Genomic DNA, 25,908 nt, shown 5'->3' on the forward strand with positions numbered 1-25,908 from the left:
CGCGAACCGAAGACCATTTCAAGCGCGCATCATCGCTTGAACCGTTCCAAGCTTTCCACTTTACGGGGCCTGGGCATGGGGGCAGACTGGTGGACCGGACGGTCAAAAAACGGGCGATACGAAACTTCCATGGCGTTTGAGAATGACACTGGTGGGCGCCTCACGACGCATGTGCTCGACACGGCGACGGGCCGGCCGGCAGCCGGCATCGAGGTTTCGCTGTTCCGCCTCTCGAACGGCGTTCGCGAGGCCGTCGCGAGCGCGCGCACCAATGCGGACGGACGCTGCGACGCCCCGCTTCTGACCGGCGAGGAGTTCGAAACCGGCGCCTACGAGCTCGTCTTCGGCGCGGGCGCCTATCTCGACGCCCAGCGCCTCGACCTTCCCGAGCCGAAGTTCCTCGACGAGGTGGTGATCCGCTTCGGCATGGCGGAGCAGCGGCACTACCACGTCCCGCTCCTCCTCTCGCCCTTCGGCTACTCGACCTATCGGGGGAGCTGATGGCGCCGATCCGCTATCTCCTGAACGGCGAGGCGCGCAGCGTCGAGGGCATCCACCCGACGACGACGCTCCTGAACCACCTGCGCACGACCGAGCGGTTGACCGGCACCAAGGAAGGCTGCGCGGAGGGCGATTGCGGCGCCTGCACCGTGATCGTGTCCGAGCCCGATGGCGCGGGCGGTCTGCGTCGGCGTACGATGAACGCCTGTATCCTGTTCATGGGCGCGTTGAACGGCCGCGCGGTGGAAACGGTGGAGAGCCTTGGCGGCACGCACCCGGTGCAGACCGCGATGGTCGAGCGTCACGCCAGCCAGTGCGGCTTCTGTACGCCGGGCTTCGTGATGCAGCTCGCGGGCGGCTGGATGAACGAGGCACTTCACGACCGGCAATCGGTGAAGGACGCGATCTCCGGCAATCTGTGCCGCTGCACCGGCTACGGGCCGATCGTGGAGGCCGGGCTCGAACTCGCCCGCCATCCGCGTCCCGACACGCACGCGGCCGATGCGGAGCTTGCCGGACGCCTCACCCGCCTGCGCGGCGACGAGGTCTACCGTTACGAGGGCGAAGGCGGGCTCTGGCTCTCGCCCGGCAATGTCGACGATCTCGCCGACACCTGTGCCGCGCATCCGGATGCGACGCTCGTCGCCGGGGCTACGGATGTTGGCTTGTGGGTGACTAAGCAGCATCGCGACCTGCCCGTCCTCATCGACGTCTCACGCGTCACCGATCTCGGCCATGTCGAGGAAGGACCGGGCGCTCTCTATTTCGGCGCCGCCGTCACCCACGCGCAGGCGATGGCGCGGCTCGGCGACATCCATCCCGACCTCAAGGAGATGATGCGCCGCTTCGCCGGCGCGCAGATCCGCAACGCCGGAACGATCGGCGGCAACATCGCCAACGGCTCGCCGATCGGCGACCTGCCGCCCGCGCTCATCGCGCTCGGTGCCTTCCTCTATCTGCGCCGCGGCGAGGAGGCACGGCGCATCGCGCTGGAGGACTTCTTCATCGAATACGGTCGCCAAGACCGTGCGCCGGGCGAGTTCGTCGTCGCCGTCGAAGTGCCGCTGCTCCAGGAAAACGAGCGCTTCCACGTTTCGAAGATCTCCAAGCGAATGGATTCCGACATTTCGGCCGTCCTGGCCACCTTCAAGCTCGGCTTCCACGGCGACCTCGTCGCGGAGGCGCGGCTGGCCTTCGGCGGCATGGCGGGCACGCCGAAGCGCGCATCGTCGGCCGAGGCCGCACTCGTCGGGCGGCCCTTCGACGAAACCGCCTGCCGCGACGCGATGGCCGCGCTCGCACAGGATTTCCAGACGCTGACCGACATGCGCGCGACGCGAGACTACCGCCTGAAGGCCGCGCAAAACGCGCTCGAGCGCTTCAGGCTGCAGCTTTCGGGCGTGCCGACGCGGATCGCCGAGGTCGCGTGATGGACGAGACCCGCATCCAGGATCGCGGCGAGGCCGGGACCATCGAGCCGACGGCGCTGCACGAGAGCACCCCGAAGCACCGGCGCTCGATCGTCGGCGGCGTCGGTGCGGCGCTGGCGCACGACAGCGGTGCCAAGCACGTCTCGGGCGAGGCGCGCTACACCGACGACGACCCCGAACTGCCCGGCACGCTTCACGTCTACCTCGCCATGTCCGCCCGCGCCCATGCGCGCATCCTCTCGATGGACATCGGGAAGGTGCGCGCCGCGCCCGGTGTCGCCTGCGTGCTTTGCGCACAGGACATACCCGGCAAGAACGACTATTCGCCGGTCTTCGGCGACGATCCGATCTTCGCGGAAGAAACCGTCTCCTTCGTCGGCCAGCCACTCTTTGCCGTCGCGGCTGAGACGCTGGCGGCCGCGCGGGCGGCGGCAAAGCTCGCGATGGTCGAATACGAGGATCTGCCGGCGGCGATCACGATCGACGAGGCGATCGCGCTGGGCGATGCCGAGGGCGATCTTCTGCCGCCACACGTCATGCGCCTTCAAGATGCGGCGGCGGCTCTTGCGAGCGCGCCGCATCGCGTGGAAGGCCGCATCGAGACCGGCGGGCAGGACCACTTCTATCTTGAGGGCCAGGTCGCCTACGCGATCCCCGGAGAGGATGGCGACGTTCTCGTGCGCTCCTCCACGCAGCATCCGTCCGAAGTGCAGCACAATGTCGCGAAGGCCCTCGGACGACCGGACCACGCCGTGACCATCGAGGTACGGCGCATGGGGGGCGGCTTCGGCGGCAAGGAAAGCCAGCCCGCGCTCTTCGCCGCCGTCTGCGCGCTCGTGGCCGTGAAGACCGGCCGCCCCGCCAAGTGCCGGCTCGACCGCGACGACGACATGGAGATGACCGGCAAGCGCCACGAGATGCGCACCGACTACGCGCTCGGCTATGACGAAGACGGTCGAATCCTGTCCGCCGACTTTTCTCACTTCGTGCGCTGCGGCTATTCCAAGGACCTGTCCGGCGCGATCGCCGACCGGGCGATGTTTCACGCCGACAACGCCTATGCGCTGCCCAGCGCGCATATCCACTCACGCCGGCTCAGGACGCATACCGCCTCCAACACCGCGTTCCGGGGCTTCGGCGGGCCGCAGGGCATGGTCGCCATCGAGCGCGCGCTGGACCGTATCGCGCACGAGACCGGGCTGGACCCGCTGGATGCGAGGAAGCGCAACTTCTATCCGGCGATGGGTTCGGACCGCGAAGCGCAGACGCCCTACCACATGACGGTCACCGACTGCGTGATCGCCGAGATCGTGGAAGAGCTGGAGGAGACGTCCGGCTACCGCGCGCGGCGCGAGGCGGTGCGCGCCTTCAACGAACAGAGCCCGATCCTGAAGAAGGGCCTTGCGCTCACGCCGGTGAAATTCGGCATCTCCTTCACGACGACGCATCTCAATCAGGCCGGCGCGCTCGTCCATGTCTACAAGGACGGCTCGGTCCACCTGAACCACGGCGGCACGGAGATGGGCCAGGGGCTCTTCACCAAGGTCGCGCAGGTCGTCGCGGAAGAATTCCAGATCGACGCGGCCCGCGTGAAGATCACCGCGACGACGACGGGCAAGGTGCCGAACACCTCGGCGACGGCGGCCTCCTCCGGCTCGGACCTCAACGGCATGGCGGCGCAGGCCGCCGCGCGCACCATCAAGGAGCGGCTGATCGCCTATGCCGTCTCGCGCTATGGCGTTCCGGCCAAAGAGGTGGAGTTCCTGCCCGGCCGTGTGCGGATCGGCGCGCACGAACTCTCCTTCGAGGATCTCGTCGGCGAAGCCTATCTCGCCCGCGTCTCGCTTTCCTCGACCGGCTTCTACGCGACGCCGGGCATCCAATACGACCGAGAGACGGCGTCCGGCACGCCCTTCTACTATTTCGCCTACGGCGCGGCGTGCTGCGAGGTCGTGATCGACACGCTGACCGGCGAGAACCGCGTCCTTCGCGCCGACATCCTGCACGATGTCGGCCGCTCGCTGAACCCGGCGATCGACCTCGGCCAGATCGAGGGCGGCTTCATCCAGGGCCTCGGCTGGCTGACCACCGAGGAACTGTGGTGGGACAGAGCGGGGCGCCTGCGCACCCACGCGCCGTCAACCTACAAGATCCCGACCGCCAACGACCGGCCGGACGATTTGCGCATTTCGCTCTGGGACAAGGGACGCAACCCCTCGCCGACGATCTACCGTTCCAAGGCCGTCGGCGAGCCGCCCTTCATGCTGGCGCTCTCGGCCTTCTCGGCCCTGACCGACGCCGTTCTCGCGGCGGGGAACCATCGCCGCTTCCCCGATCTCGACGCGCCCGCGACGCCCGAGCGCATCCTCGCCGCCGTCGAGGCCGTTCGAGGCCGCGCATGAACGCGCTCCTCACCCTTCGCGACTGGCTGGCGGCGCAGGTACCCTGCGTCGTCGTCCGGGTGGAGGACGCGCAGGGGTCGACGCCGCGCGAAGCCGGCGCGACGATGCTGATCTCGGCCGGTGAGACGCACGGCACCATCGGCGGCGGCGCGATGGAGATGGAGGCGATCATCGAGGCGCGGCGGCTCCTCGCCGCCGGCGAGGACGCATCCGAGCTTTCGATCGCACTCGGACCATCTATCGGCCAGTGCTGCGGCGGGCGGGTGCGCCTTTCGCTGAGGCGCGCGACGCCGAGCCTGCTCGAAGCGCTGGAAGCGGTCGAGACGGCAAGCCGGGCCGAAGCGCCGACGGTGCTGATCTTCGGCGCAGGTCATACCGGACAGGCGATGGCCCGCGCGCTCGCCCCCCTGCCCCTGGCGTTGACGATCATCGACACGCGAAGCGAACGCCTCGCCGTGCTGCCGGCGGGCGTTTCCCGGATCGCGACAGCGCTGCCGGAAGCCGAGATCGACGCGGCACCGCCGGGCGCAGCCTTCGTGGTGATGACGCACGATCACGCGCTCGACTTCATCCTGGCGGAGCGCGCGCTCGCTCGTAGCGATGCGGCCTATGTCGGGATGATCGGATCCGCTACCAAGCGCGAAAAGTTTCGCCGGCATCTTGCCGACACAGGCTCGCCGGCCTGCCCGGACGCCCTCGTCCTGCCGATCGGCGGCACGGCCGTGCGCGACAAGCGCCCCGAAGTCATCGCCGCGATGACGGCGGCGGAGCTTCTGGCGCGATTTTCGGCTTTGGAAAAGGCCTGCACAGGCTTTGCGCAGGGGCAGCCGCAGTGCAATAAAGACGGGGCGGACGCGCCCGGTCGTCCGGTCCGGGAAACGGAGCGCCATGCCGCCACGTCTTGAGCTCGAAGCCGTCTCGAAACGCTACCCCGGCGTCGTCGCGAACGATTCGATCTCCTTTGCCGTCGCGCCCGGCACGATCCACGCGCTGCTCGGCGAGAACGGCGCCGGCAAGTCCACCCTCGTGAAGATCATCTACGGCGTCCAGAGCGCCGACGAGGGCACCATTCGCGTCGACGGTGCGCCGGTGTCGATCGCCTCGCCGCGCGAGGCGCGCGCGCTCGGCTTCGCGATGGTGTTCCAGCATTTCTGCCTGTTCGAGGCGATGACGGTGCTCGAGAACATCGCGCTCGGCATGGACGAGCCGCCGCCGCGCCGCGAGCTGGAGGCGCAGGTCCGCGAGGTCCTGAAGCGCTACAGGCTCTCGCTCGACCCGCACCGCTTCGTCCACACGCTCTCGGTCGGCGAGCGCCAGCGCATCGAGATCGTGCGCGCGCTCCTCGTGAAGCCCAGGCTCCTCATCATGGACGAGCCGACATCGGTCCTTACGCCGCAGGAGGTGGAGGAACTGTTCGCCACGCTCCGCCAGCTGCGCGACGAAGGCTGCTCGATCCTCTACATCTCGCACAAGCTGGACGAGATCAAAGCGCTCTGCTCGACCGCGACGATCCTGCGCGGCGGACGGGTTGTGGCGACCTGCGACCCGGCGGTGGAAACGGCCCGCTCTATGGCCGAGATGATGATCGGCGGCGACCTCGCCGACGTGCGCCGCCGCAGTTGGCGCTCCTTCGGCGAGCCGCGTTTCACGGCGCAAGGCATCTCTGCAACGGGCGAGCCGCCCTTTGGCACCAGCCTGAAGGATGTTTCCTTCGAGGTGCGGGCCGGCGAGATCCTCGGTATTGCCGGGGTGGCGGGCAACGGCCAGAGCGAACTCTTCGAGGTTCTGTCGGGTGAGCGAACGCAGGGCGTTGCCGGCTCCATCAAGCTGGAGGGTGCGGAGATCGTCGCGCTCGGCGTCTCGGCGCGCCGCGCGCGCGGGCTCGCGAGCGTTCCGGAAGAGCGCAACGGCCATGCCGCCGTGCCGGCGATGTCTTTGTCGGAGAACGCCATTCTCTCGGCGCGCCGACGCATGAAGCTCTCCGATGGCGGGCTCCTGCGGCTCGCCCGGGCACGCGACTTCGCCGCGTCGATCATCTCGGGCTTCTCGGTGAAGGCGACCGGGCCGGGTGCCGCCGCGGGTTCTCTTTCGGGCGGCAACCTTCAGAAATTCGTGATGGGCCGCGAGATCGGCCAGGAGCCCTCCGTCCTTCTTGTCTCGCAGCCGACCTGGGGCGTCGACGCGGGCGCCGCCGCCTTCATCCGGCAGGCGATGGCCGACCTTGCCGAGAAGGGCGCGGCGATCGTCGTCGTCAGCCAGGATCTCGACGAGCTCCTGTCGATCGCCGACCGCATCTGCGTCATCAACGAGGGGCGCCTGTCGCAGCCGCGCGACGTCGGCTCGGTCTCGGTGGAAGAGCTCGGCCTCCTGATGGGCGGCGTCCATGGCGGCGAACCCGCTTCCGACGAGGTGCGCGATGTCGCTTAGGCTCGAGCCGCGGCTGAAGCCCAGCCGCGCGGCCGTCTTTCTGTCGCCGCTCGGCGCCGTCGCGGCGACGCTGATCGTCGGCGCGGTGGTGTTCACGCTTCTGGGCTATGACGGTCTCGGCGCAGTGCGGCAGATCTTCCTCGCCCCCCTGACGAGCGTCCATCGCTGGCAGGACCTTCTGGTCAAGGCAGCGCCGCTCGCCATCATCGCGCTCGGGCTCTCCATCGGCTTCCGGGCAAATGTCTGGAACATCGGCGCCGAGGGGCAGTACGTCGTCGGCGGCCTCGCCGGCACCGGCATCGCGCTCGCCACGCTCGACCTCACCGGCTTCTGGATCCTGCCGGCGATGATTCTCGCAGGCCTCGCTGGCGGCATGGCCTATGCGGCGATCCCCGCGCTTCTGCGCGTGAAGCTCGGCGTCAGCGAGATCCTGTCGAGCCTGATGCTGAACTACGTCGCCATCCAGCTTCTGTATTATCTGATGCGCGGTCCGTGGCGCGATCCGATGGGCTTCGGCTTCCCGCAGAGCGCGTTGTTCTCGCTCGACCAGACGCTGCCGATCGTCGTGCCGCGCACGCTCATCCATCTCGGCATACCGCTGGCGCTGGCGCTCGCGCTTCTCGTCTGGTTCGTGATGGCGCGCACCATCGCCGGGTTCCAGGTGCGCCTTCTCGGCCTTTCGCCGCACGCCGCGCGCTACGGCGGCTTTCGCGAGAACCGCGTCGTCTTCCTGTGTCTTGCCATCGGCGGCGCCTTCGCCGGCCTTGCGGGCATTCTGGAGGCCGCCGGTCCCTTCGGCCAGATGGTGCCGAGCTTTCCGACAGGCTACGGCTTCACCGCGATCATCGTCGCCTTTCTCGGGCGCCTCCAGCCGGTCGGCATCGTCCTCGCCAGCCTCGTCCTCGCGCTCACCTATGTGGGCGGCGAAAGCGCGCAGACGATGATCGGCCTGCCGGCGGCCGCCATCGGCGTCTTCCAGGCTATGCTCCTGTTCTTCCTGCTGGCCTCCGACATCCTGATCCGCTACCGGCCGCGCTGGCATGCAAGGGCCGCCGCATGAGCCCGGAATTCGCCGTCGCCGTCGTCTTCGCCGTGGTCATGTCGGCAACGCCGATCCTTATCGCAGCGCTGGGCGAGCTGGTGGTCGAGAAGTCCGGCGTCCTCAATCTCGGCGTCGAGGGCATGATGCTGATCGGCGCGGTGACGGGCTTCATCGTCACGGTCTCGACGGGTTCGCCCTGGCTCGGCGCGCTGGCGGCACTCGTCTGCGGCGCCGCCGTCTCGCTCATCTTCGGCTATTTGACGCTGTCGCTCACAGCCAACCAGGTGGCGACGGGGCTGGCGCTGACGATCTTCGGCACGGGCGTCTCGGCGCTTCTGGGCGCCTCCTTCGTCGGCATGACGACCTCGACGCTCGGGGCGGTCTTCCCTCGTGCGCTGAGCGCAGACCCGATCTGGCGCGTCCTCTTCGGCTATTCGCCGCTGGTCTACTTCTCGTTCTTCCTGACCTTCGCAGTCTGGTATTTCCTCAAGCATACGCGCGGCGGGCTGATCCTGCGCGCAGTCGGCGAGAACGACGCCTCCGCCCATTCCATCGGCTATCCGGTTCTGCGCGTGCGCTATCTCGCGGTTCTCTTCGGCGGGGCGATGGCCGGGCTCGCCGGCTCCTTCTACTCGCTGGTGCTGACGCCGATGTGGGCCGAGCGCCTGACCTCCGGGCGCGGCTGGATCGCCATCGCGCTCGTCGTCTTCGCCGCATGGCGGCCCGGCCGGCTTCTCGTCGGCGCCTATCTCTTCGGCGCGGTGATCACGCTCGAGCTTCAGGCCAAGGCCGCGGGATGGTCCGGCCTTGCGCCCGAGTTCCTGACGAGCCTTCCCTACCTGATGACGATCCTCGTCCTCGCCCTCATCTCCGGCCGCAAGCTCTCCGCCCGCACGGCCGCACCCGCATGCCTCGGAAAGCCCTTCCGGGCCACCGCATGAACCCGCTACAGTCCCGCTTTCTCGATGGAGCCCTGCCGATGACCCACTTCACCCGCCGTGCGCTGATGGCCGGTACCGCCGCCGTCCTCGCCTTCGCCGCCCTGCCCGCCTTCGCGCAGGTCACGGACCGCCCGGTCAAGGCCGCCTTCGTCTATGTCGGCCCGGTCGGCGACTTCGGCTATTCCTTCGCCCATGACCAGGGCCGGCAGTACCTTCAGGAGCAGCTCGGAGACGCTGTCGAGACGAGCTTCGTGGAGAACGTCTCCGAAGGGCCGGACGCCGAGCGCGTCATCCGCCAGCTCGCGCAGGACGGCAACGACATCATCTTCGCCACCTCCTTCGGCTTCATGAACCCCACGCTGCGCGTCGCGCGCCAGTTCCCGGACGTGAAGTTCGAGCATGCCACCGGCTACCAGACGGCCGAGAACATGGCCGCCTACAACGCCCGCTTCTACGAGGGGCGTGCCGTGCTCGGCACCATCGCCGGCATGATGTCGGAGACGGGCAAGGCCGGCTACGTCGCCTCCTTCCCGATCCCGGAAGTGGTGATGGGCATCAACGCCTTCACGCTGGCCGCGCGCGCCGTGAACCCGGATTTCGAAACGCAGGTGGTCTGGGTGAACTCCTGGTACGACCCGGCTCGCGAGAGCGAGGCGGCGAACGCCCTTCTCGACCAGGGCGCCGACGTCATCACCCAGCACACCGACAGCCCCGGCCCGCTGCAGGCGGCCGAGGAGCGCGGCGCGATCACTTTCGGCCAAGCCTGGGACATGTCGAACTTCGCGCCGAACGCGCACATGACGGCCATCGTCGATCAGTGGGGCCCCTATTACGTCCAGCGCGTGCAGGCCGTGATCGACGGCACCTGGGAGACGGGCAATGTCTGGCTCGGCATGCCGGAGGGCGAGGTCGAGATGGCGCCCTGGAACGAGCGCATGCCCGCAGAGGTGCAGGAGGCCGCGCAGGCGATCGTCGACGGCACCAAGGACGGCTCCTACCACGTCTTCACCGGGCCGATCACCGATCAGGCCGGCGAAGTGCGCGTGCCCGAGGGGCAGGTCATGGCCGATCCGGACCTCCTCTCGATGGAATGGTATGTCGAGGGCGTTTCCAACTAAGAGATCGCGCTGCGTCCCTCTAGCACGGGCGCCCTATCCACCGAAACCGGAAGGCGCCCGCCGGGCGCTTTCCCCATGCCCGCCTTTCCCACCGTCTCCTGAACGGCGAGGGGCCACGAACGGCACATCGGATCAACGCATGAGGCGGCCGCGACAAGGGGGCGGCGCCTCGGGGGTCATCCCATGTGGACCTATTTCTCCGAGTGGCTGCAATTCGGCGTGCGCTGGCTGCATGTCGTCACCGCGATCGCCTGGATCGGCTCGTCCTTCTACTTCATTGCGCTGGATCTCGGGCTGCGCAAGCCACACGGCACGCCCCCGGAGGGCGTCGGCGGGGAAGCCTGGCAGGTGCATGGCGGCGGTTTCTACCACATTCAGAAATACATGGTCGCACCGGCGCACATGCCCGAGGACCTTACCTGGTTCAAATGGGAGAGCTACGCGACGTGGCTTTCGGGCTTCGCGCTCCTCTTCCTTGTCTACTATGTCGGCGCGGACCTCTATCTGATCGACCGTTCCGTCGCGGACCTGCCGGTCTGGGGCGCGAGCATCATCGGCATGGCCGGCCTCGCGCTCGGTTGGATCGTCTACGACTTCATCTGCAAGTCGCCGCTGAAGGGCAACGACACGGCGCTTCTGGCGGTCCTCTTCGTCTATGTGGTCCTGGCGAGCTTCATCTTCGCGCAGCTCTTCTCCGGGCGCGGCGCTATGCTGCACACCGGCGCAATGATCGCCACCTTGATGACGGCGAACGTCTTCCTGATCATCATTCCCAACCAGAAGATCGTGGTGGCGGACCTCAAGGCCGGGCGCGTGCCGGAGGCGCGGCTGGGGGCGGAAGCCAAGCAGCGCTCGCTGCACAACAACTACCTGACCCTGCCCGTCATCTTCCTGATGCTCTCCAACCACTACCCGCTCGCCTTCGCGACGCAGTGGAACTGGCTGATCGCGGGGCTCGTGCTCCTGATGGGCGCGGTGATCCGGCACTTCTTCAACACGATGCACAAGACGCATCAGAAGCTCTGGTGGTGCTGGGCGGTGGCCGGGCTTCTCTTCGCGGCCGTCATCACGCTTTCGGGCGCGCCGGGCTGGCGCGCGAGCCCGCAGGCACAGGCCGCGCTACCGCGCATCGAAGGCGACCCCGGCCGCGCGCTGATGACCTCCAGCCACTTCGCCGAAGCGGAGGGCGTCGTCCTGTCGCGCTGCTCGATGTGCCATGCCCGCGAGCCGCTCTGGCCGGGGCTCGCCCATGCGCCGAAGGCGATCTATCTGGAGACGCCGGAGGACATCGTGCACAACGCCCGCCTGATCGACGCGCAGTCCGTGCGCTCCCACGCCATGCCGCCCGGCAACGTTACCGGGCTTGAGCCGGACGAGCGCCAGCTTCTGGCCCGCTGGATCGCCTCGGGCGACGGGCGGTGGCGGCCGTGAAGGCGCAGCAGCAAAGCGGCGCGAGCCTCGCGATCCGCGCCCGCATCCTCACCTTCGACGGCGATCCGCGGGTGGACCCCGCCGCCACGCGCTACATCGAGGACGGCATGGTCACGGTCCGCGACGGGATCGTCGAGGCCATCGGCGAGGCGCGCGACCTCCTGCCCAGCCTGGCGCATGACCTGCGCATCGTCGACCATCGCCCGCACCTCCTGATGCCGGGCTTCATCGACCCGCATCTGCACATGCCGCAGACGCAGGTGATCGCCTCCTACGGCACCGAGCTCCTGGAGTGGCTTCAGAAATACACCTTCCCGGAGGAAAGCCGCTACGGCGACGCAGCCGTTGCCGACGAGGCCGCCGCCTTCGTCCTCTCAGAGCTTCTGGCGAACGGCACCACGACGGCGGTGTTCTTCTGCACCTCCCATCCGCAATCGGTGAACAGCCTGATGGCCGAGGCCGAGCGGCGCGGGCTGCGCATCGTCGCCGGCAAGGTGATGATGGATCGCGGCGCGCCGGACGCGCTCCTCGACACGCCGCAGCGCGGATATGACGAGACGAAGGCCGCGATCGAGCGCTGGCACGGAAGCGGCCGCCTCTCGGTCGCCATCTCACCGCGCTTCGCGCCGACCTCCACAGAGGCACAGCTCGAGGCAGCCGGAGCGCTGGCCGCCGAGCACCCGGCACTGCCGATCCAGACCCATCTGTCCGAGAACCTTGCCGAGATCGCCTATGTGAAGGAGCTGTTTTCCTGGGCGCAGGACTATCTCGACGTCTACGAGCGCTACGGCCTCGTTCGCGAGAAAGCGCTGTTCGGCCACTGCATCCACCTGACGGAGCGCGAGAAGGCGAGCCTTGCGGAGCGCCGGGCCAGCGCGATCTTCTGCCCGACCTCCAACCTCTTCCTCGGCTCCGGCCTGTACGACCGGGCCGGGCTGATCGAGGCGGGCGTGCGCACCGGCATCGCCACCGACATCGGCGGCGGTACCTCCTACTCGATGCTGACGACGGCGGGCGAGGGCTACAAGGCGCTGGCGCTGCGCCACCAGAAGCTGCCCGTGCTCCAGGCCTTTCACTGGATGACGGCGGGCAATGCGCAGGCCATCGGCCTCGACGACAGGATCGGCCGCATCGCACCCGGCTACGAGGCGGATTTCACGCTCATCGACACGGGCGCGACACGCGCCATGCGACGGCGGCTCGAACGGGTGGAGACGCTGGAGGAAGAGCTTTTCCTGCTGATGACGATGGGCGACGACCGGGCCGTGGTCGCGACCTATGCCGCAGGGCGGCGCGTCCACCAGCGCGGCGGCGGTTTCCTGCCGGCCCGCGAGGCGCCGCAGCCGGTCGTCTCGCCGTCCGAACAGGCGGGCGCGGTCCAGCAATAGGCATCGCGGCTCGATATTTAAGCGCACCGTGATGCAACTCGACTCCGCCCGATCGATTCCTAGTTCCTGAGACACGCGAAGGCAGCGCCCGGCCGGGCCGCCTGCCAACTCGGCATAATCGGGATGGAGTTGCCTCTGCGCGTCCAGTCGGACGCGCAGAGGCAACTCCAAGGAATCAGGCAAGAGAGGGTGCCCATGGCCAGTGAAACCCTGACGAAGCCCCTGAGGGCGGCGGCCCGCAAAGCCGGGCTCGCCGGCAAATCGCAGGAGAGGCTGGAGACGCTGTCGCGCTCGCGCCTCGCCATCGAAGGGGTGACGCCGCTGATCGACGGCGGACGTTTCGCCGTCAAACGGTTGGTCGGGGAGCCGCTCGCCATCGAGGCCGACATCTTCTGCGACGGCCACGAGAAGATCGATGCGGCGATCCTTACGCGCCATCCGGGCGCGAAGGAGTGGGTCGAGACGCCGCTGACCTTCTGGGAGAACGACCGCTGGCGCGCCACCGTCTCCTTCGACGAGCCCGGCCCGGCCCGCTACACCATCATCGCCTGGCGCGACGCCTATGCCACTTGGGCGAGCGACACGAAAAAGAAGAAGGATGCCGGCCAGGATGTCTCGCTGGAGTTGCGCGAGGCGCGGGCGCTCGTGGAACGCGCCATTGAAGGCGAGCGCGGCACAAAGGCCGACCGCAAGGCGCTGAAGGCCTTCGTCGAACGGCTCGACAGGCATATCGCCGATCAGAATACGGAGGGGCAGTACGCGCTCTTCGAGGAGCGGGAGACGGTGGACTTGATGAACCGTGTCGGTCCACGCGACGACCTTACGCGCTGGGAGGTGGAGGTGCCGGTCTGGGTGGACCGCGAGGCCGCCGGCTTCTCGGCGTGGTACGAGCTGATGCCGCGCTCGCAGTCCGGCGACCCCGCGCGCCACGGCACGTTCGACGACGTCATCAAGCGCCTGCCGGACATCCGCGAGATGGGCTTCGATGTTCTTTATTTCCCGCCGATCCACCCGATCGGCAAGGCGTTCCGCAAGGGCAAGAACAATTCGGTCACGGCCCAGGAAGGTGAGCCTGGCTCGCCTTATGCCATCGGCTCCGCAGAGGGCGGCCATACGGCGCTGCACCCCGAGCTCGGCTCGTTCGAGGATTTCGCGCGCCTCGTGAACGAGGCCGGCGCGCATGGGCTGGAGATCGCTATCGACTTCGCGATCCAGTGTTCGCCCGACCACCCGTGGATCAAGGAGCATCCCGGCTGGTTCGACTGGCGGCCCGACGGCACGATCAAATACGCCGAGAACCCGCCGAAGAAGTATCAGGACATCGTCAACGTCGATTTCTACCGGCCGGACTCGATCCCGAGCCTGTGGATCGAACTTCGTGACGTCGTGCTCTTCTGGCTCGACAAGGGCGTGCGCATCTTCCGCGTCGACAATCCGCACACCAAGCCCTTCCCCTTCTGGGAGTGGATGATAGCGGAGGTCCGCGAGAAGGACCCCGGCGCGATCTTCCTCGCCGAGGCGTTCACACGGCCGAAGGTGATGAAGCGCCTCGCCAAGGTCGGCTACAATCAGTCCTACTCCTACTTCACGTGGCGCAACGAGAAGTGGGAGTTGGAGACGTATCTGAGGGAGCTGACGACCGAAGAGTGCGCGGAATTCATGCGGCCGAACTTCTTCGTCAACACGCCCGACATCAATCCGGTCTTCCTGCAGACGGGCGGGCGCCCGGCACATCGCCTGCGCCTCGCGCTGGCTGCGACGCTCGCCGGCAATTACGGCGTTTACTCCGGGTTCGAGCTCTGCGAGGCCGAGCCGGTGCCCGGCAAGGAGGAGTATCTCAACTCCGAGAAATACGAGATCCGCGCCTTCGACTGGTTCGCCCCCGGCAACATCCGCGAGGACATCGCCTTCTTCAACGCCCTGCGGCGCGCGGAGCCGGCGATGCGGGACTTCCGCTCACTCCAGTTCCTCAACTTCTGGAACGAGAACGTTCTCTACTACGCCAAGCGCACGGCGGACCGCTCGTCCTACCTCCTGTTCATGGTCAATCTCGATCCGCACAATTCGCAGGGCGGCCATTTCGAGGCCCCGCTCTGGGAGTTCGGCCTGCCCGACACCGGCTCGCTGAAGGTCGAGGATCTTGTCAACGGTCGCCAGTTCGTCTGGTCCGGCAAGGTGCAGCACTGGTGGCTGAACCCCGAGGAATGCCCCTACGCGGTCTTCAAGGTTTCGGCCTGACCGCATCTTCGCCGGGTTTGCCACCGAGCCTGCCCGGCCCTTCGCAAGTTCACGCCTTCCCGAAAAGAGCACCCATGAACGAGCAGATCGCCGCCCCGTCCGCAGCCGCCGAGGCCGCCAGCCCCAATCCGCAGGCCAACGACTGGTACAAGGACGCGGTCATCTACCAGCTCCACGTCAAGACCTACGCGGATTCGAACGGCGACGGGATCGGCGACTTCGCCGGGCTCCTGTCCAAGCTCGACTATGTCAAGGAACTCGGCGTCACGGCGATCTGGGTCATGCCGTTCTATCCCTCGCCGCTACGCGACGACGGCTATGACATCTCCGACTACGAGACGATCAACCCGTCCTACGGCTCGATGGAGGATTTCGAGCGGCTGGTGGAAGAGGCCCACAAGAGGGGCCTTCGCGTCATCACAGAGCTCGTCATCAACCACACCTCCGACCAGCACCCGTGGTTCCAGGCCGCGCGCAACGCTCCGAAGGGCTCGCCCGAGCGTGACTTCTACGTCTGGGCGGACGATGACAAGGGCTACGACCTCACCCGCATCATCTTCCTCGACACCGAGACCTCCAACTGGACCTGGGATCCGGTGGCAGGCCAGTATTTCTGGCACCGCTTCTACTCGCACCAGCCCGATCTCAACTTCGACAATCCGAAGGTGATCGAAGAGGTGCTGCGCGTGATGCGCTACTGGCTCGACAAGGGTGTGGACGGGCTGCGCCTCGACGCCATCCCCTATCTCGTCGAGCGTGAAGGCACCAACAACGAGAACCTGAAGGAGACGCACGACGTCCTGAAGGTGATCCGCGCCGAGATCGACGCGCACTACCCCGACCGGATGCTGCTGGCCGAGGCGAACCAGTGGCCGGAGGACACACGCCCTTATTTCGGCGACGGCGACGAATGCCACATGGCCTTCCACTTCCCGCTGATGCCGCGCATGTACATGGCTCTGGCACAGGAGGATCGGCATCCGATCACAGACATCCTGCGCCAGACGCCGGAAATCCCCGAGAACTGCCAGTGGGCGATCTTCCTGCGCAACCATGACGAGCTCACGCTCGAGATGGTGACCGCCGAGGAGCGCGACTACCTCTGGTCGACCTACGCCTCTGACAAACGAGCGCGCATCAATCTCGGCATCCGCCGGCGTCTGGCCCCGCTGATGGGCAACGACCGCCGCAAGGTCGAACTCCTGAATGCGCTCCTGATGTCGATGCCCGGAACGCCCGTCGTCTACTACGGCGACGAAATCGGAATGGGCGACAACATCTATCTCGGCGACCGCGACGGCGTGCGCACGCCGATGCAGTGGTCGCCGGACCGCAACGCCGGCTTCTCGCGCGCCGACCCCCAGCGGCTCTATCTGCCGACCATCCAGGATCCGCTCTACGGCTATCAGGCGATCAACGTGGAGGCGCAGTCGAACAACCCGGCGAGCCAGCTGAACTGGATGCGCAGGCTGATCCAGGTGCGAGGCACGCGCGAGGCCTTCGGGCGCGGCACGATCCGCTTCCTCTATCCGAGCAATCGCAAGATCCTTGCTTACCTGCGCGAGCATGCCGGCGAGACGATCCTGTGCGTGGCCAACCTCTCCTCCTCGGCGCAGGCGGTAGAGCTCGACCTCTCGGCCCACGCGGGTTCGGTGCCGGTGGAGATGCTGGGCCTCTCGACCTTCCCCGCGATCGGCCAGCTTCCCTACCTCCTGTCGCTGCCGGCCTATGGCTTCTTCTGGTTCGCGCTGACGCCGCCGGCCGCCCTGCGCGAGGGCGCCGCCGGTCCTCAGCCTCTGCCCGAGTTCAACACGCTCGTCATCACCGGAGACTTGAAGGACACGATCCCCGGCCGCAACAGACGCGAGATCGAGGCCGTGCTGCCCGAGTTCGTCGGGCGTCAACGCTGGTTCGCCGGCAAGACGGCTTCGCCGACCCGCGCCTCCTACGCAATCATAGGCTCGTTGACGCCGGCCAGCCGCACCGAGTTGATCGGCGAGGCCGTGGTCGAGACGGCCGAGGGCGAGCAGCGCTACTTCCTGCCGCTCGCCGCGCAGTGGGGCGAGGCACATCTGGCCCGCGACGCGCCAAACCTACCCTACACGCTCGCCAAGATCCGCCAGGGGCCGAATGTCGGCGCGGTGATCGACGCGGCGCGCGACCCCGCCTTTGTCAAGGGGCTGACCAAGCTTCTGACCAGCGGCCAGTCGCTGGCGCTCGGCGAGCAGTCGATCCGCATCGAAACCTCTGCGAGCCGCGCTGAGCTGGCCGCGGAGATCGCGGCCGTTCCCGCAGAGGACATTGCGCCGCTTTCGACCGAGCAGACGAACTCCTCCATCGGCATCGGCACGAAGGGTATTCTCAAGTTCTATCGCCGCCTGCGCGACGGTATCCAGCCGGAACTGGAGATTTCCGCCTTCCTGACCGAGCACACGAACTTCACGGCCGCACCTGCGCTCATCGGCGCCGCGACACTTGTGCGCGCGGACGGCAACGAGACCGCGGTGGCCGCGCTTTTTGCGCGCGTCGAGAACCAGGGCGATGCCTGGGGCCGCGTCACCGAAACCCTCTCACGCTATCTGCGTGACAGCGCGTACGGCACTGTGGAGCAGGAACCGGCGGACCCAGTCGAGGACGGCGCGCCGGCCGATCCGCGCTTCCTGATGCAGTTCGACCCCGGCGAGACGATCGGTCGGCGTACGGGGGAGATGCATGCGGCGCTCGCCACGAGGACGGGCAACCCGGACTTCGATCCGGAGCCGCTGGATGAGGCCTGGCTTTCGGCCATCGTCGACGAGGCAACGCAGGAGGCTGACGAGGCGATCGACCTTCTCGCCAAAGCCCGCGATGGCGTGGGCGAGGCCGTGGCGGCGGACATCGACCGCCTGATCGGCGCGCGCGTTGCCGTGCGCGACTTCTTCGAAGGCTTCCGTGCCCGGCGTTTTACCGGCCACCGCACGCGCATCCATGGCGACTACCATCTCGGCCAGGTGCTAGTGTCGCGCAATGACATCGTCATCCTCGATTTCGAGGGCGAGCCGGGCCGCCCGCTCGAAGAGCGCCGGGCCAAGACTTCGCCGCTGCGCGATGTCGCAGGGATGCTACGCTCCTACGACTATGCGGCCTTCGCCGCGCGCGACAAGGCGGGGCCGACCGACGAGGCCACCGGCGCACGCATCCAGGAACTGGCCACGGCCTGGCGCGACGAGGTGTCCGAAGCCTTCCTCGCCGCCTGGCAGACCGCGTCGGGCATCGACCTGCAAGACGAAGGCAATCGCAGCCTGCTCGATCTTTTCCTGCTCCAGAAGGCCTTCTACGAGCTCAAATACGAGGCATCGATGCGCCCGGCGTGGCTCTCCATCCCGCTGCGCGGCATCATCTCCCTCCTCCAGAACCGGAAAGTGATCTGATGTCGAAGCTTGAGACGGCGCTCGGCGCCGCCCATCGCCCGAACCAGCACGAGGTCGAGGAGATCACGCGCGGCGCGCATGGCGACCCGTTCTCCATCCTCGGCCCGCATACGCGTGACGGCCAGAGCTTCGTGCGGGTCTTTCGGCCGGGCGCCGAGACGGCCAGCCTGATCGACGAGACCGGCAAGGTTCTTGCCGAACTCGAGCCGATCGGGACGGACGGCTTCTTCTCCGGCGCGGTGAAAGGCGAAGCCGGCCGCTATCGCTTCCGCTTCAGCCATGCGCAGGTGAACTGGGAAGAGGACGACCCCTACCGCTTCGCTGCGCTCATGACTGATCTCGACGCCTATCTCCTTGCCGAGGGGCGGCACTACAAGCTCTACGAGAAGCTCGGCGCTCATCCCGTCACGCTCGATGGCGTCGCCGGCGTCGCCTTCGCGGTGTGGGCGCCGAACGCGCGCCGCGTCTCGGTGGTGGGTGATTTCAATGCCTGGGACGGACGCCGTCACGTGATGCGCAAGCGCCACGAGACGGGCATCTTCGAGATCTTCGTTCCGGGCCTGAAGCGCGGCGAGACCTACAAATACGAGATTATAGGCCCGCGTGGGGACGTACAGCCTCTCAAGCAGGACCCTGTCGGCACACGGCAGGAACTCGCGCCCTCGACCGCCTCCATCATCGACGGCCTTGTCGAGCACGAGTGGGGCGACGGTACCTTCATGGCAAAGGGCCGGGAGTGGCAGGATGCCAACGCCCCGATCTCGATCTATGAGGTGCATCTCGGCTCATGGCGGCGCGGGGCGGACAACGCCTTTCTGACCTATGACGAGATCGCGGCCGAGCTCGTACCCTACGTCAAGGAAATGGGCTTCACGCATGTGGAGCTTCTCCCCGTCTCCGAACATCCCTTCTATGGATCCTGGGGCTACCAGCCGATCGGGCTCTTCGCGCCGACCGCGCGCTACGGCGATCCGGCAGGCTTCGCGCGGCTCGTCGATGCGCTGCATCAGGCCGATATCGGTGTCATCCTCGACTGGGTGCCCGGCCACTTCCCGACCGACATCCACGGGCTCGGCCGCTTTGACGGAACCGCGCTCTACGAACACCCGGACCCACGGCGCGGTTTCCACAAGGACTGGAACACGCTGATCTACGATTACGGGCGCACGAAGGTGAAGAACTTTCTCGTCGCCAACGGCCTTTACTGGCTCGATCGCTTCCATGTCGACGCGCTGCGCGTCGATGCGGTGGCTTCGATGCTCTATCTCGACTATTCGCGCGAGCATGGCGAGTGGGAGCCGAACATCCACGGCGGCCGCGAAAATCTCGAGGCCATCGCCTTCCTCAAGGAGACGAACGAACGGGCCGGGGAATACTACCCGGCCGCCTCGACCCATGCCGAGGAATCGACCGCCTTCCCGAACGTGTCGCGGCCGACCTATCTCGGCGGGCTCGGCTTCCACTTCAAGTGGAACATGGGCTGGATGCACGACACGCTGCACTTCATGCAGGAGGATCCGATCAACCGGAAATACCACCTGCACCACATGACCTTCGGCATGGTCTACGCCTATTCGGAGAACTTCGTCCTGCCGCTGTCCCATGACGAGGTCGTCTACGGAAAGGGCTCGATCCTCGGCAAGATGCCAGGCGACCAGTGGCAGAAATTCGCGAACCTACGGGCCTATTACGGGTTCATGTGGGCCCATCCCGGCAAGAAGCTACTGTTCATGGGCGGCGAATTCGGCCAGAGCGCCGAGTGGAACCACGACCAGTCGCTCGACTGGCATCTTCTGGAGTATGGCGAGCACAAGGGGGCACAACGCCTCGTCCGCGATCTCAACACCCTCTATCGCGGCGTGCCGGCACTGCACGAACTCGACTGCGATCCCAACGGCTTCGAGTGGGTCGACACCTCCGACGCCGAACAGTCGATCCTCTCCTTCATCCGGAAGGACAGGCACGGCCGCCCCGCGCTGGTCGTGTGCAACTTCACGCCCAACGTCCATCGCGGCTACCGCGTCGGCGTGCCACGCGGCGGTTTCTGGGACGAGGCGATGAACACGGACGCCGAGATCTACGGCGGTTCGAATGTCGGCAACATGGGCGGCGTGGAGGCCGAAGTGATTCACGCCAATGGGCGGGACCATTCGCTGTCGCTGACCATCCCGCCTCTCGCGACGATGGTGTTCACGCCGCGCGGGTGAGCGAAGCTCAGGCGGCCTTCTCCAGCGTGGGCAGGCCGCCGCAGGCGACAAGGAAGTCCAGCACCGCTTCGAGGCCGTTCGCGCGTGAGAGATCGGTGAAGACGGTGGACCGCCCCGCGCGGCCAGCCTCGGCATCGCGCTCCATGCGCGCCAGGTCGGCGCCGACGTAAGGGGCGAGGTCGGTCTTGTTGACGATCAGGAGGTCGGATCGCGTGATCGCCGGGCCGCCCTTGCGGGGAATGTCGTCGCCCTGACAGACGGAAATCACGTAGATCGAGAGGTCCACGAGATCGGGCGAGAAGGTCGCGGCCAGATTGTCGCCTCCGGACTCCACCAGGATCAAGTCGAGATCGGGGTGACGCGCATTGAGCTGCGCGATGGCGGCGAGATTGATCGAGGCGTCCTCGCGGATCGCGGTGTGGGGGCAGCCACCGGTCTCGACGCCCACAATGCGGTCGGCCGAGAGCGCCTGGCGGCGCACCAGCGCCTCGGCGTCCTCCACGGTGTAGATGTCGTTGGTCACAACGCCGATCGACCAGCGCTCGCGGGCCGCAACGCACAGCTTCTCGACAAGCGTCGTCTTTCCCGAGCCGACCGGCCCGCCGATGCCGACCCGCAGGGGCCCATGCGTTTTCGTCATGATCGAAAGAGCCTCGTCGTCAGGGTTTCGTGCCGCATAGCGGCAATCTCCGAGAGAAGCGCGTGCGAGCCGAGATCGTCAAGTTCGCTCACGGCCGTGCGCTGCGCCGCGTCCCGGATCGAGGGTTCCAGTTCGTGCAGAACTTGAACGGCCTCGCTCTGGCCGAGCGGCACGAGGCGCACGGCGGCCGAGACCAGATTGGCAGCCTGCCCGTGCGCGAAGGCAAGGAGGACGTCGTCCCTCGCCGCGCCCGATGCGTGAGCCGCGCGCGCGACAGCGACCGGATAGGCACCGGGGGTGATCTCACCCGCCCAGGGCCGCACGGCCGCCGTGAAGGCCGTGCCGAGCGCTTCGGCTTCCAAGCGCCGCTCGGCCGAGCCGGCGAGCGCGATCGCGAGGTCAGACAACTCGGCCAGACCGGCCTCGTCGCCCTCTCCGGCGAGGCGCAGACCTTGTGCGAGCAGCACGAGGTCGTTCCAGAAGCTGCCCGCTTCGAGAAGCGTTTCAATCCAGCCGCGCGTCGAGGCGCCATCACGAACGCCCCCCTGCGCCACCGCCGCCTCGAGCCCATGAGAATAGGCGAAGGCGCCAAGCGGAAAGGCCGGCGAGAACCATGTGAGCAGCGTCGCCAGACCGGGCGTCGGCGTGCGCGTGTCAGGCGTGGGAATGGGGTGCCCCGTGCTCATGCTCGTGGTGATGGCCGTGCCCGGCATAGGCGCCGCCGGCGGGATCGAACGCGGCCTCCACCTCGCTGACGCGCCCGCCGAGCCCCTCCACCATCTCGCGGATCACCCGGTCCTGCCGGATGAGGATGCGGTCGGCCGAGATCGCGGCCTGCAGGTGCCGGTTGCCGAGATGCCAGGCGAGTTCGAGAAGATGCACCGGGTCGCGGCCGCGCACCTCGTAGAGCGGTTCGGGCTTGGCCTTCACCTCGATGACGCGGCCGTCGTCGAGGATGATGCCGTCTCCTTCGCGCAAGAGGCGCGCCTCGGCGAGATTCAGGAGAAAGGCGATCCCGCCATCCGAGACCATGGCCATGCGCCTGCGGTGGCGCTGGTCCTCGTCGAGCGTGATCGTGTCCGTGAAGGCACCCTCGTGGCCGCCCCGCTCGACGATGGTTTCGGCGCTGTTCATTCCCGGCCTTCCACTTCCTGACATGTCACCGGCTGCGCGCCGTCTTCTTCGAAGGCATCCGTGAAGGTCGCCTCGGCCCCCTTCGACCACCATTCGAGCGTGCCCGCCACATAGCGCGCGCCCGAGCCCGAGATGACGTTGACGAAGAGACGCGGCTCGCCGTCGATCGTCACCAGCGCCAACCGGTTCTCGCCCACATTGACGTACTCGACGGGCCGCTCGACGCTGTCCGAACACTCATACCGCATTGAGGTGCGCTCGCCCTCGCCGGGCAGTTCCAACGTCAGCCCAAGGGCCGGTGCGCAGGAGAGGCCGAGGGCGATGCAGGCGGGGAGAAGCTTTTTCATGCAGCATCCGGATAGAAGTCGGGATCGAGGATCTCGTCGATCATGAACGGACATTCGGCCGGAAAGACGTCCTCGGGAAGGTCCGTTTCGCCCGAGGCCTTGAGGCGCGCCGTTCGGTACTCCCGTTCGAGCGCCGTTTCGGGGAAGCTTCGAAGACTCGGGCTCTCTTCCAAAACATCTGCGAGTCTTGATCGTTGCTCCGCGAGCGTCGCCTTCCAGCTCGCCGACCTGTGCGCCGGTTGGAAGCGCCATTTCAGCAGATGCACCAGTGTTACCAGAAGCCGGCTTCGAATCTCGCCACGCTCGCTCCGGCCCAAACTCTCGATCTCCTCCGCTGCATTTTCCCAATCGACCGAATTGTGAGCACGCGCGCGCAGCTTTGCCGCCTGATCCTGCGTCCAGGCGTAGAAATCGCGCTCGTACAGATCGGAGGGCGGCTGTTTGAGAGCTTCGGCCATAAGCCTAATCTAGAACAGGAAGTAGCGCTGTGCCATCGGCAGGACGGTGGCGGGCTCGCAGGTCAGGAGTTCGCCGTCGGCACGCACCTCGTAGGTCTCCGGATTGACCTCGATCTGCGGCGTCGCATCATTCAGAAGCATCGAGGCCTTGGAGATGCCGCCGCGCGTGTTCTCCACCGGCAGGAAGTCCTTCTCGCAGCCGAGGCGTCCGCGCAGGCCATCATCGATCGCCGCCTTCGAGACGAAGGACACGCCCGACGCACCCACGGCCTTGCCGAAAGCGCCGAACATCGGCCTGTAATGCACCGGCTGCGGCGTCGGGATCGAGGCGTTCGGATCGCCCATCGGCGCGGCGACGATCGTGCCGCCGAGGAGCACCATCATCGGCTTGACGCCGAAGAAGGCAGGATCCCACAGCACGAGATCGGCGCGTTTGCCGACCTCCACCGAACCGATCTCCTTCGAAAGCCCCTGCGCGATTGCCGGGTTGATCGTGACCTTGGCGATGTAGCGGCGGACGCGGAAATTGTCGTTGTCGCCGCTCTCCTGCGCAAGGCGCCCGCGCTGGCGCTTCATTTTGTCGGCGGTCTGGAAGGTGCGGATGATGACCTCGCCGACGCGGCCCATCGCCTGACTGTCCGAGGCGACGATCGAGAAGGCTCCGATGTCGTGCAGGATATCCTCGGCAGCGATCGTCTCCTTGCGGATGCGGCTTTCGGCGAAGGCGATGTCTTCCGGAATCGACGGGTCGAGGTGGTGGCACACCATGAGCATGTCGAGATGCTCCTCCAGCGTGTTCACCGTGTAGGGGCGCGTCGGGTTGGTGGAGCCGGGCAGCACGTTCGGCAGGCCGCAGACCTTGATGATGTCCGGCGCATGACCGCCGCCGGCGCCCTCGGTGTGGAAGGCGTGGATCGTGCGCCCCTTGAAGGCCCCGACCGTGTCCTCGACGAAGCCGCTCTCGTTGAGCGTGTCGGTGTGGATCATCACCTGTACGTCGAAGTCGTCCGCAACGCTCAGGCAGCAGTCGATCGCGGCGGGCGTCGTGCCCCAGTCCTCGTGCAGCTTGAGCGCGCCGGCGCCGCCCCGGATCATCTCCTCGAGCGCCGCGGGCTGCGAGGCGTTACCCTTGCCGGACAGGACGAAGTTCATCGGGAAGGCGTCCAGCGCCTGCAGCATGCGCGCCATGTGCCACGGCCCCGGCGTGCAGGTGGTGGCGAGCGTGCCGTGCGCCGGGCCGGTGCCGCCGCCGATCATGCAGGTGACGCCCGAGAAGAGGGCTTCCTCGATCTGCTGCGGGCAGATGAAGTGGATGTGACTGTCGACGCCGCCGGCCGTCAGGATCTTGCCCTCGCCGGCGATCGCCTCGGTGCCCGGCCCGACGACGATGGTCACGCCCGGCTGCGTGTCCGGATTGCCGGCCTTGCCGATCGCGTGGATGCGGCCGTCCTTGAGGCCGACATCGGCCTTGTAGATGCCGGTGTGGTCGACGATCAGCGCATTGGTGATGACGGTGTCGACGGCGCCCTCGGCCCGCGAGCGCTGCGACTGGCCCATGCCGTCGCGGATCACCTTGCCGCCGCCGAACTTCACCTCCTCGCCATAGGTGGTGAAATCCTTCTCCACCTCGATGAAGAGTTCGGTGTCGGCAAGGCGGACCCTGTCCCCGACCGTCGGTCCGTACATCGCGGCGTAGGTGGAGCGGGCAATTCGCGCGGGCATGGGCATCTCCGGTCTTTCAGGCGCGGCCATCTAGCCATGATCGCGAAGGCTTGTCTTCCGCCAAGTCGGCAAAGACCCCACATTGGAGGGATGCATACGATCTCGCGAACCCTTGCCGCACTCGCTCTGGCACTCGCTGCCAGTCCGCCGCTCGCCGCGCTCGCCCAGCCCTTCGAAGCCGGGCCGCCCGGCACGGTGGTGGGCTCGTCCATGTCCGGCCAGCGCATCGGCCCACCGTCGGCGCCGCTCTCGCCGCGCATCGCCAATCCGGACGTCTTCGGAGACACGGTGGAAGAGCGGTCATGGGGTCGGGACTACGACGACAGTCACCTCTGGCCGGTCATTCCAACTCCGCGCGCCGCCCCCTCGACCGAAATGCGCGCCTTCGAGGGACAATCGCGTCTGGACCCGGCGAGAGCGGGAACCTTCTCCCGGTCCGGCCCTGCGGCCATCGGGTCGAGCGAAGTGACGCGGCCCCGTCTCGGGGCGCCGCGCGCGATCCGCCGGAACGACGGCGGGTGAGGCGCGTTGACGGCGCAAGAAGGATGTCATCCGACAGGAGAGCAGACATGCTCCGCGCGAAGCTTTTCCTCACAGTAGCCGCGACGGCGGCCATTCTGGCCGCTCCAGCGGTGGCACAGCTTTCCAACAGCGTCGGCGGCGGCAGCTCGGGCGGCGTCGGCGCGAGTTCGTCCATGGGCGGCGGGTCGACCCCAGGAGACGCGGGCGGCTCGATGGGCGGCGCCGCGATCGGCGGGACGGGCGGTGCCGCAGGCGGTGGTGCCGCGACGACGGAACAGCGCGCCACCGAAGGTTCCGGAACCATCAGCCCGCTGAATGCCGATTCGATCGCACGCTCGGGCAATCCGGGATCGGCGAGCTCCTTCGTCGGAACCAGCTCCGGCGGCTCGGGAACAGCCGCGGGCGTTGACAACTATCAGAGCACGGCAGGAACCGGGCCCGACCGCCTCTATAACATTCCGCGCGCTCCGATCGCCGTGGATCCCGGCGCCATTCGCGGCGCTCTGGGCGCCGGCCCGAGCGCAACGCCCAAGCCCGACGGGCGCTGAGC

The 25,908-nt window shown here is 67.3% G+C and carries 21 protein-coding genes; 15 read left to right on the forward strand and 6 right to left on the reverse strand.

Annotated elements, in window-relative coordinates:
- The first annotated feature begins 129 nt into the window (after window positions 1–129).
- From uraH to glgB, 13 genes are all read left to right on the forward strand, one after another.
- The gene (gene uraH, locus H1343_RS16215) at window positions 130–501 is read left to right on the forward strand and encodes a hydroxyisourate hydrolase (RefSeq protein ID WP_185983855.1); all 372 of its coding nucleotides are present in this window, start codon (window positions 130–132) and stop codon (window positions 499–501) included.
- A complete protein-coding gene (xdhA, locus tag H1343_RS16220) occupies window positions 501–1,931 on the forward strand; it encodes a xanthine dehydrogenase small subunit (RefSeq protein WP_185983856.1) in 1,431 nt (476 codons plus the stop codon). Before uraH ends, xdhA begins: the two co-directional genes overlap by 1 nt.
- Window positions 1,931–4,333 carry a xanthine dehydrogenase molybdopterin binding subunit gene (gene xdhB, locus H1343_RS16225; RefSeq protein ID WP_185983857.1) on the forward strand — a complete coding sequence of 801 codons (2,403 nt, stop codon included), beginning with the start codon at window positions 1,931–1,933 and terminating at the stop codon, window positions 4,331–4,333. Before xdhA ends, xdhB begins: the two co-directional genes overlap by 1 nt.
- On the forward strand, window positions 4,330–5,238 hold the full coding sequence (xdhC, locus tag H1343_RS16230) for a xanthine dehydrogenase accessory protein XdhC (protein ID WP_185983858.1): 909 nt from the start codon (window positions 4,330–4,332) through the stop codon (window positions 5,236–5,238). The genes xdhB and xdhC overlap by 4 nt, the downstream gene beginning before the upstream one ends.
- Window positions 5,222–6,760 carry an ABC transporter ATP-binding protein gene (locus tag H1343_RS16235; protein ID WP_185983859.1) on the forward strand — a complete coding sequence of 513 codons (1,539 nt, stop codon included), beginning with the start codon at window positions 5,222–5,224 and terminating at the stop codon, window positions 6,758–6,760. Before xdhC ends, H1343_RS16235 begins: the two co-directional genes overlap by 17 nt.
- Window positions 6,750–7,820, forward strand: coding sequence for an ABC transporter permease (locus H1343_RS16240; protein ID WP_185983860.1), 1,071 nt, complete (start codon window positions 6,750–6,752; stop codon window positions 7,818–7,820). The genes H1343_RS16235 and H1343_RS16240 overlap by 11 nt, the downstream gene beginning before the upstream one ends.
- Complete coding sequence (locus tag H1343_RS16245; RefSeq protein ID WP_185983861.1) at window positions 7,817–8,743, forward strand: ABC transporter permease; 927 nt, start codon at window positions 7,817–7,819, stop codon at window positions 8,741–8,743. The genes H1343_RS16240 and H1343_RS16245 overlap by 4 nt, the downstream gene beginning before the upstream one ends.
- A 38-nt stretch (window positions 8,744–8,781) precedes the next feature.
- A complete protein-coding gene (locus tag H1343_RS16250) occupies window positions 8,782–9,861 on the forward strand; it encodes a BMP family ABC transporter substrate-binding protein (RefSeq protein WP_185983862.1) in 1,080 nt (359 codons plus the stop codon).
- A gap of 183 nt (window positions 9,862–10,044) precedes the next feature.
- Window positions 10,045–11,292 carry a urate hydroxylase PuuD gene (locus H1343_RS16255; RefSeq protein WP_185983863.1) on the forward strand — a complete coding sequence of 416 codons (1,248 nt, stop codon included), beginning with the start codon at window positions 10,045–10,047 and terminating at the stop codon, window positions 11,290–11,292.
- Complete coding sequence (gene guaD / locus H1343_RS16260; RefSeq protein WP_246333165.1) at window positions 11,280–12,680, forward strand: guanine deaminase; 1,401 nt, start codon at window positions 11,280–11,282, stop codon at window positions 12,678–12,680. Before H1343_RS16255 ends, guaD begins: the two co-directional genes overlap by 13 nt.
- 195 nt (window positions 12,681–12,875) lie before the next feature.
- A complete protein-coding gene (locus tag H1343_RS16265; protein ID WP_185983864.1) occupies window positions 12,876–14,918 on the forward strand; it encodes an alpha-1,4-glucan--maltose-1-phosphate maltosyltransferase in 2,043 nt (680 codons plus the stop codon).
- 74 nt (window positions 14,919–14,992) lie between these two features.
- Window positions 14,993–18,328 carry a maltose alpha-D-glucosyltransferase gene (gene treS / locus H1343_RS16270; protein ID WP_185983865.1) on the forward strand — a complete coding sequence of 1,112 codons (3,336 nt, stop codon included), beginning with the start codon at window positions 14,993–14,995 and terminating at the stop codon, window positions 18,326–18,328.
- Window positions 18,328–20,535, forward strand: coding sequence for a 1,4-alpha-glucan branching protein GlgB (gene glgB, locus H1343_RS16275; protein ID WP_185983866.1), 2,208 nt, complete (start codon window positions 18,328–18,330; stop codon window positions 20,533–20,535). Before treS ends, glgB begins: the two co-directional genes overlap by 1 nt.
- A gap of 7 nt (window positions 20,536–20,542) precedes the next feature.
- On the opposite strand, the gene ureG is transcribed toward glgB, so the two are convergent.
- From ureG to ureC, 6 genes are read right to left on the reverse strand one after another with little or no spacing between them, the layout of a single operon-like run.
- The gene (gene ureG / locus H1343_RS16280; RefSeq protein WP_185983867.1) at window positions 20,543–21,175 is read right to left on the reverse strand and encodes an urease accessory protein UreG; all 633 of its coding nucleotides are present in this window, start codon (window positions 21,173–21,175) and stop codon (window positions 20,543–20,545) included.
- Window positions 21,172–21,861 (reverse strand): urease accessory protein UreF, encoded by a 690-nt coding sequence (locus H1343_RS16285; protein ID WP_185983868.1) that lies wholly within the window; start codon window positions 21,859–21,861, stop codon window positions 21,172–21,174. The genes ureG and H1343_RS16285 overlap by 4 nt, the downstream gene beginning before the upstream one ends.
- On the reverse strand, window positions 21,830–22,309 hold the full coding sequence (locus H1343_RS16290) for an urease accessory protein UreE (protein ID WP_185983869.1): 480 nt from the start codon (window positions 22,307–22,309) through the stop codon (window positions 21,830–21,832). Before H1343_RS16290 ends, H1343_RS16285 begins: the two co-directional genes overlap by 32 nt.
- Window positions 22,306–22,656 carry an MliC family protein gene (locus H1343_RS16295; protein ID WP_185983870.1) on the reverse strand — a complete coding sequence of 117 codons (351 nt, stop codon included), beginning with the start codon at window positions 22,654–22,656 and terminating at the stop codon, window positions 22,306–22,308. Before H1343_RS16295 ends, H1343_RS16290 begins: the two co-directional genes overlap by 4 nt.
- Window positions 22,653–23,114, reverse strand: a complete 462-nt coding sequence (locus tag H1343_RS16300; protein WP_185983871.1) for a DUF29 domain-containing protein — start codon at window positions 23,112–23,114, stop codon at window positions 22,653–22,655. Before H1343_RS16300 ends, H1343_RS16295 begins: the two co-directional genes overlap by 4 nt.
- 9 nt (window positions 23,115–23,123) lie before the next feature.
- Window positions 23,124–24,836: an urease subunit alpha gene (gene ureC, locus H1343_RS16305; protein ID WP_185983872.1), complete on the reverse strand. Its 1,713-nt coding sequence runs from the start codon at window positions 24,834–24,836 to the stop codon at window positions 23,124–23,126.
- Window positions 24,837–24,926: 90 nt separating this feature from the next.
- Here ureC and H1343_RS16310 point away from each other — a divergent pair, with 90 nt between their 5' ends.
- Window positions 24,927–25,358 (forward strand): hypothetical protein, encoded by a 432-nt coding sequence (locus H1343_RS16310; RefSeq protein ID WP_185983873.1) that lies wholly within the window; start codon window positions 24,927–24,929, stop codon window positions 25,356–25,358.
- A 47-nt stretch (window positions 25,359–25,405) separates the two neighbouring features.
- Window positions 25,406–25,906 (forward strand): hypothetical protein, encoded by a 501-nt coding sequence (locus H1343_RS16315; RefSeq protein WP_185983874.1) that lies wholly within the window; start codon window positions 25,406–25,408, stop codon window positions 25,904–25,906.
- Window positions 25,907–25,908: the final 2 nt, after the last annotated feature.

It is taken from the genome of Aureimonas mangrovi, from assembly GCF_014058705.1.
GTDB classification, from domain to species: domain Bacteria; phylum Pseudomonadota; class Alphaproteobacteria; order Rhizobiales; family Rhizobiaceae; genus Aureimonas; species Aureimonas mangrovi.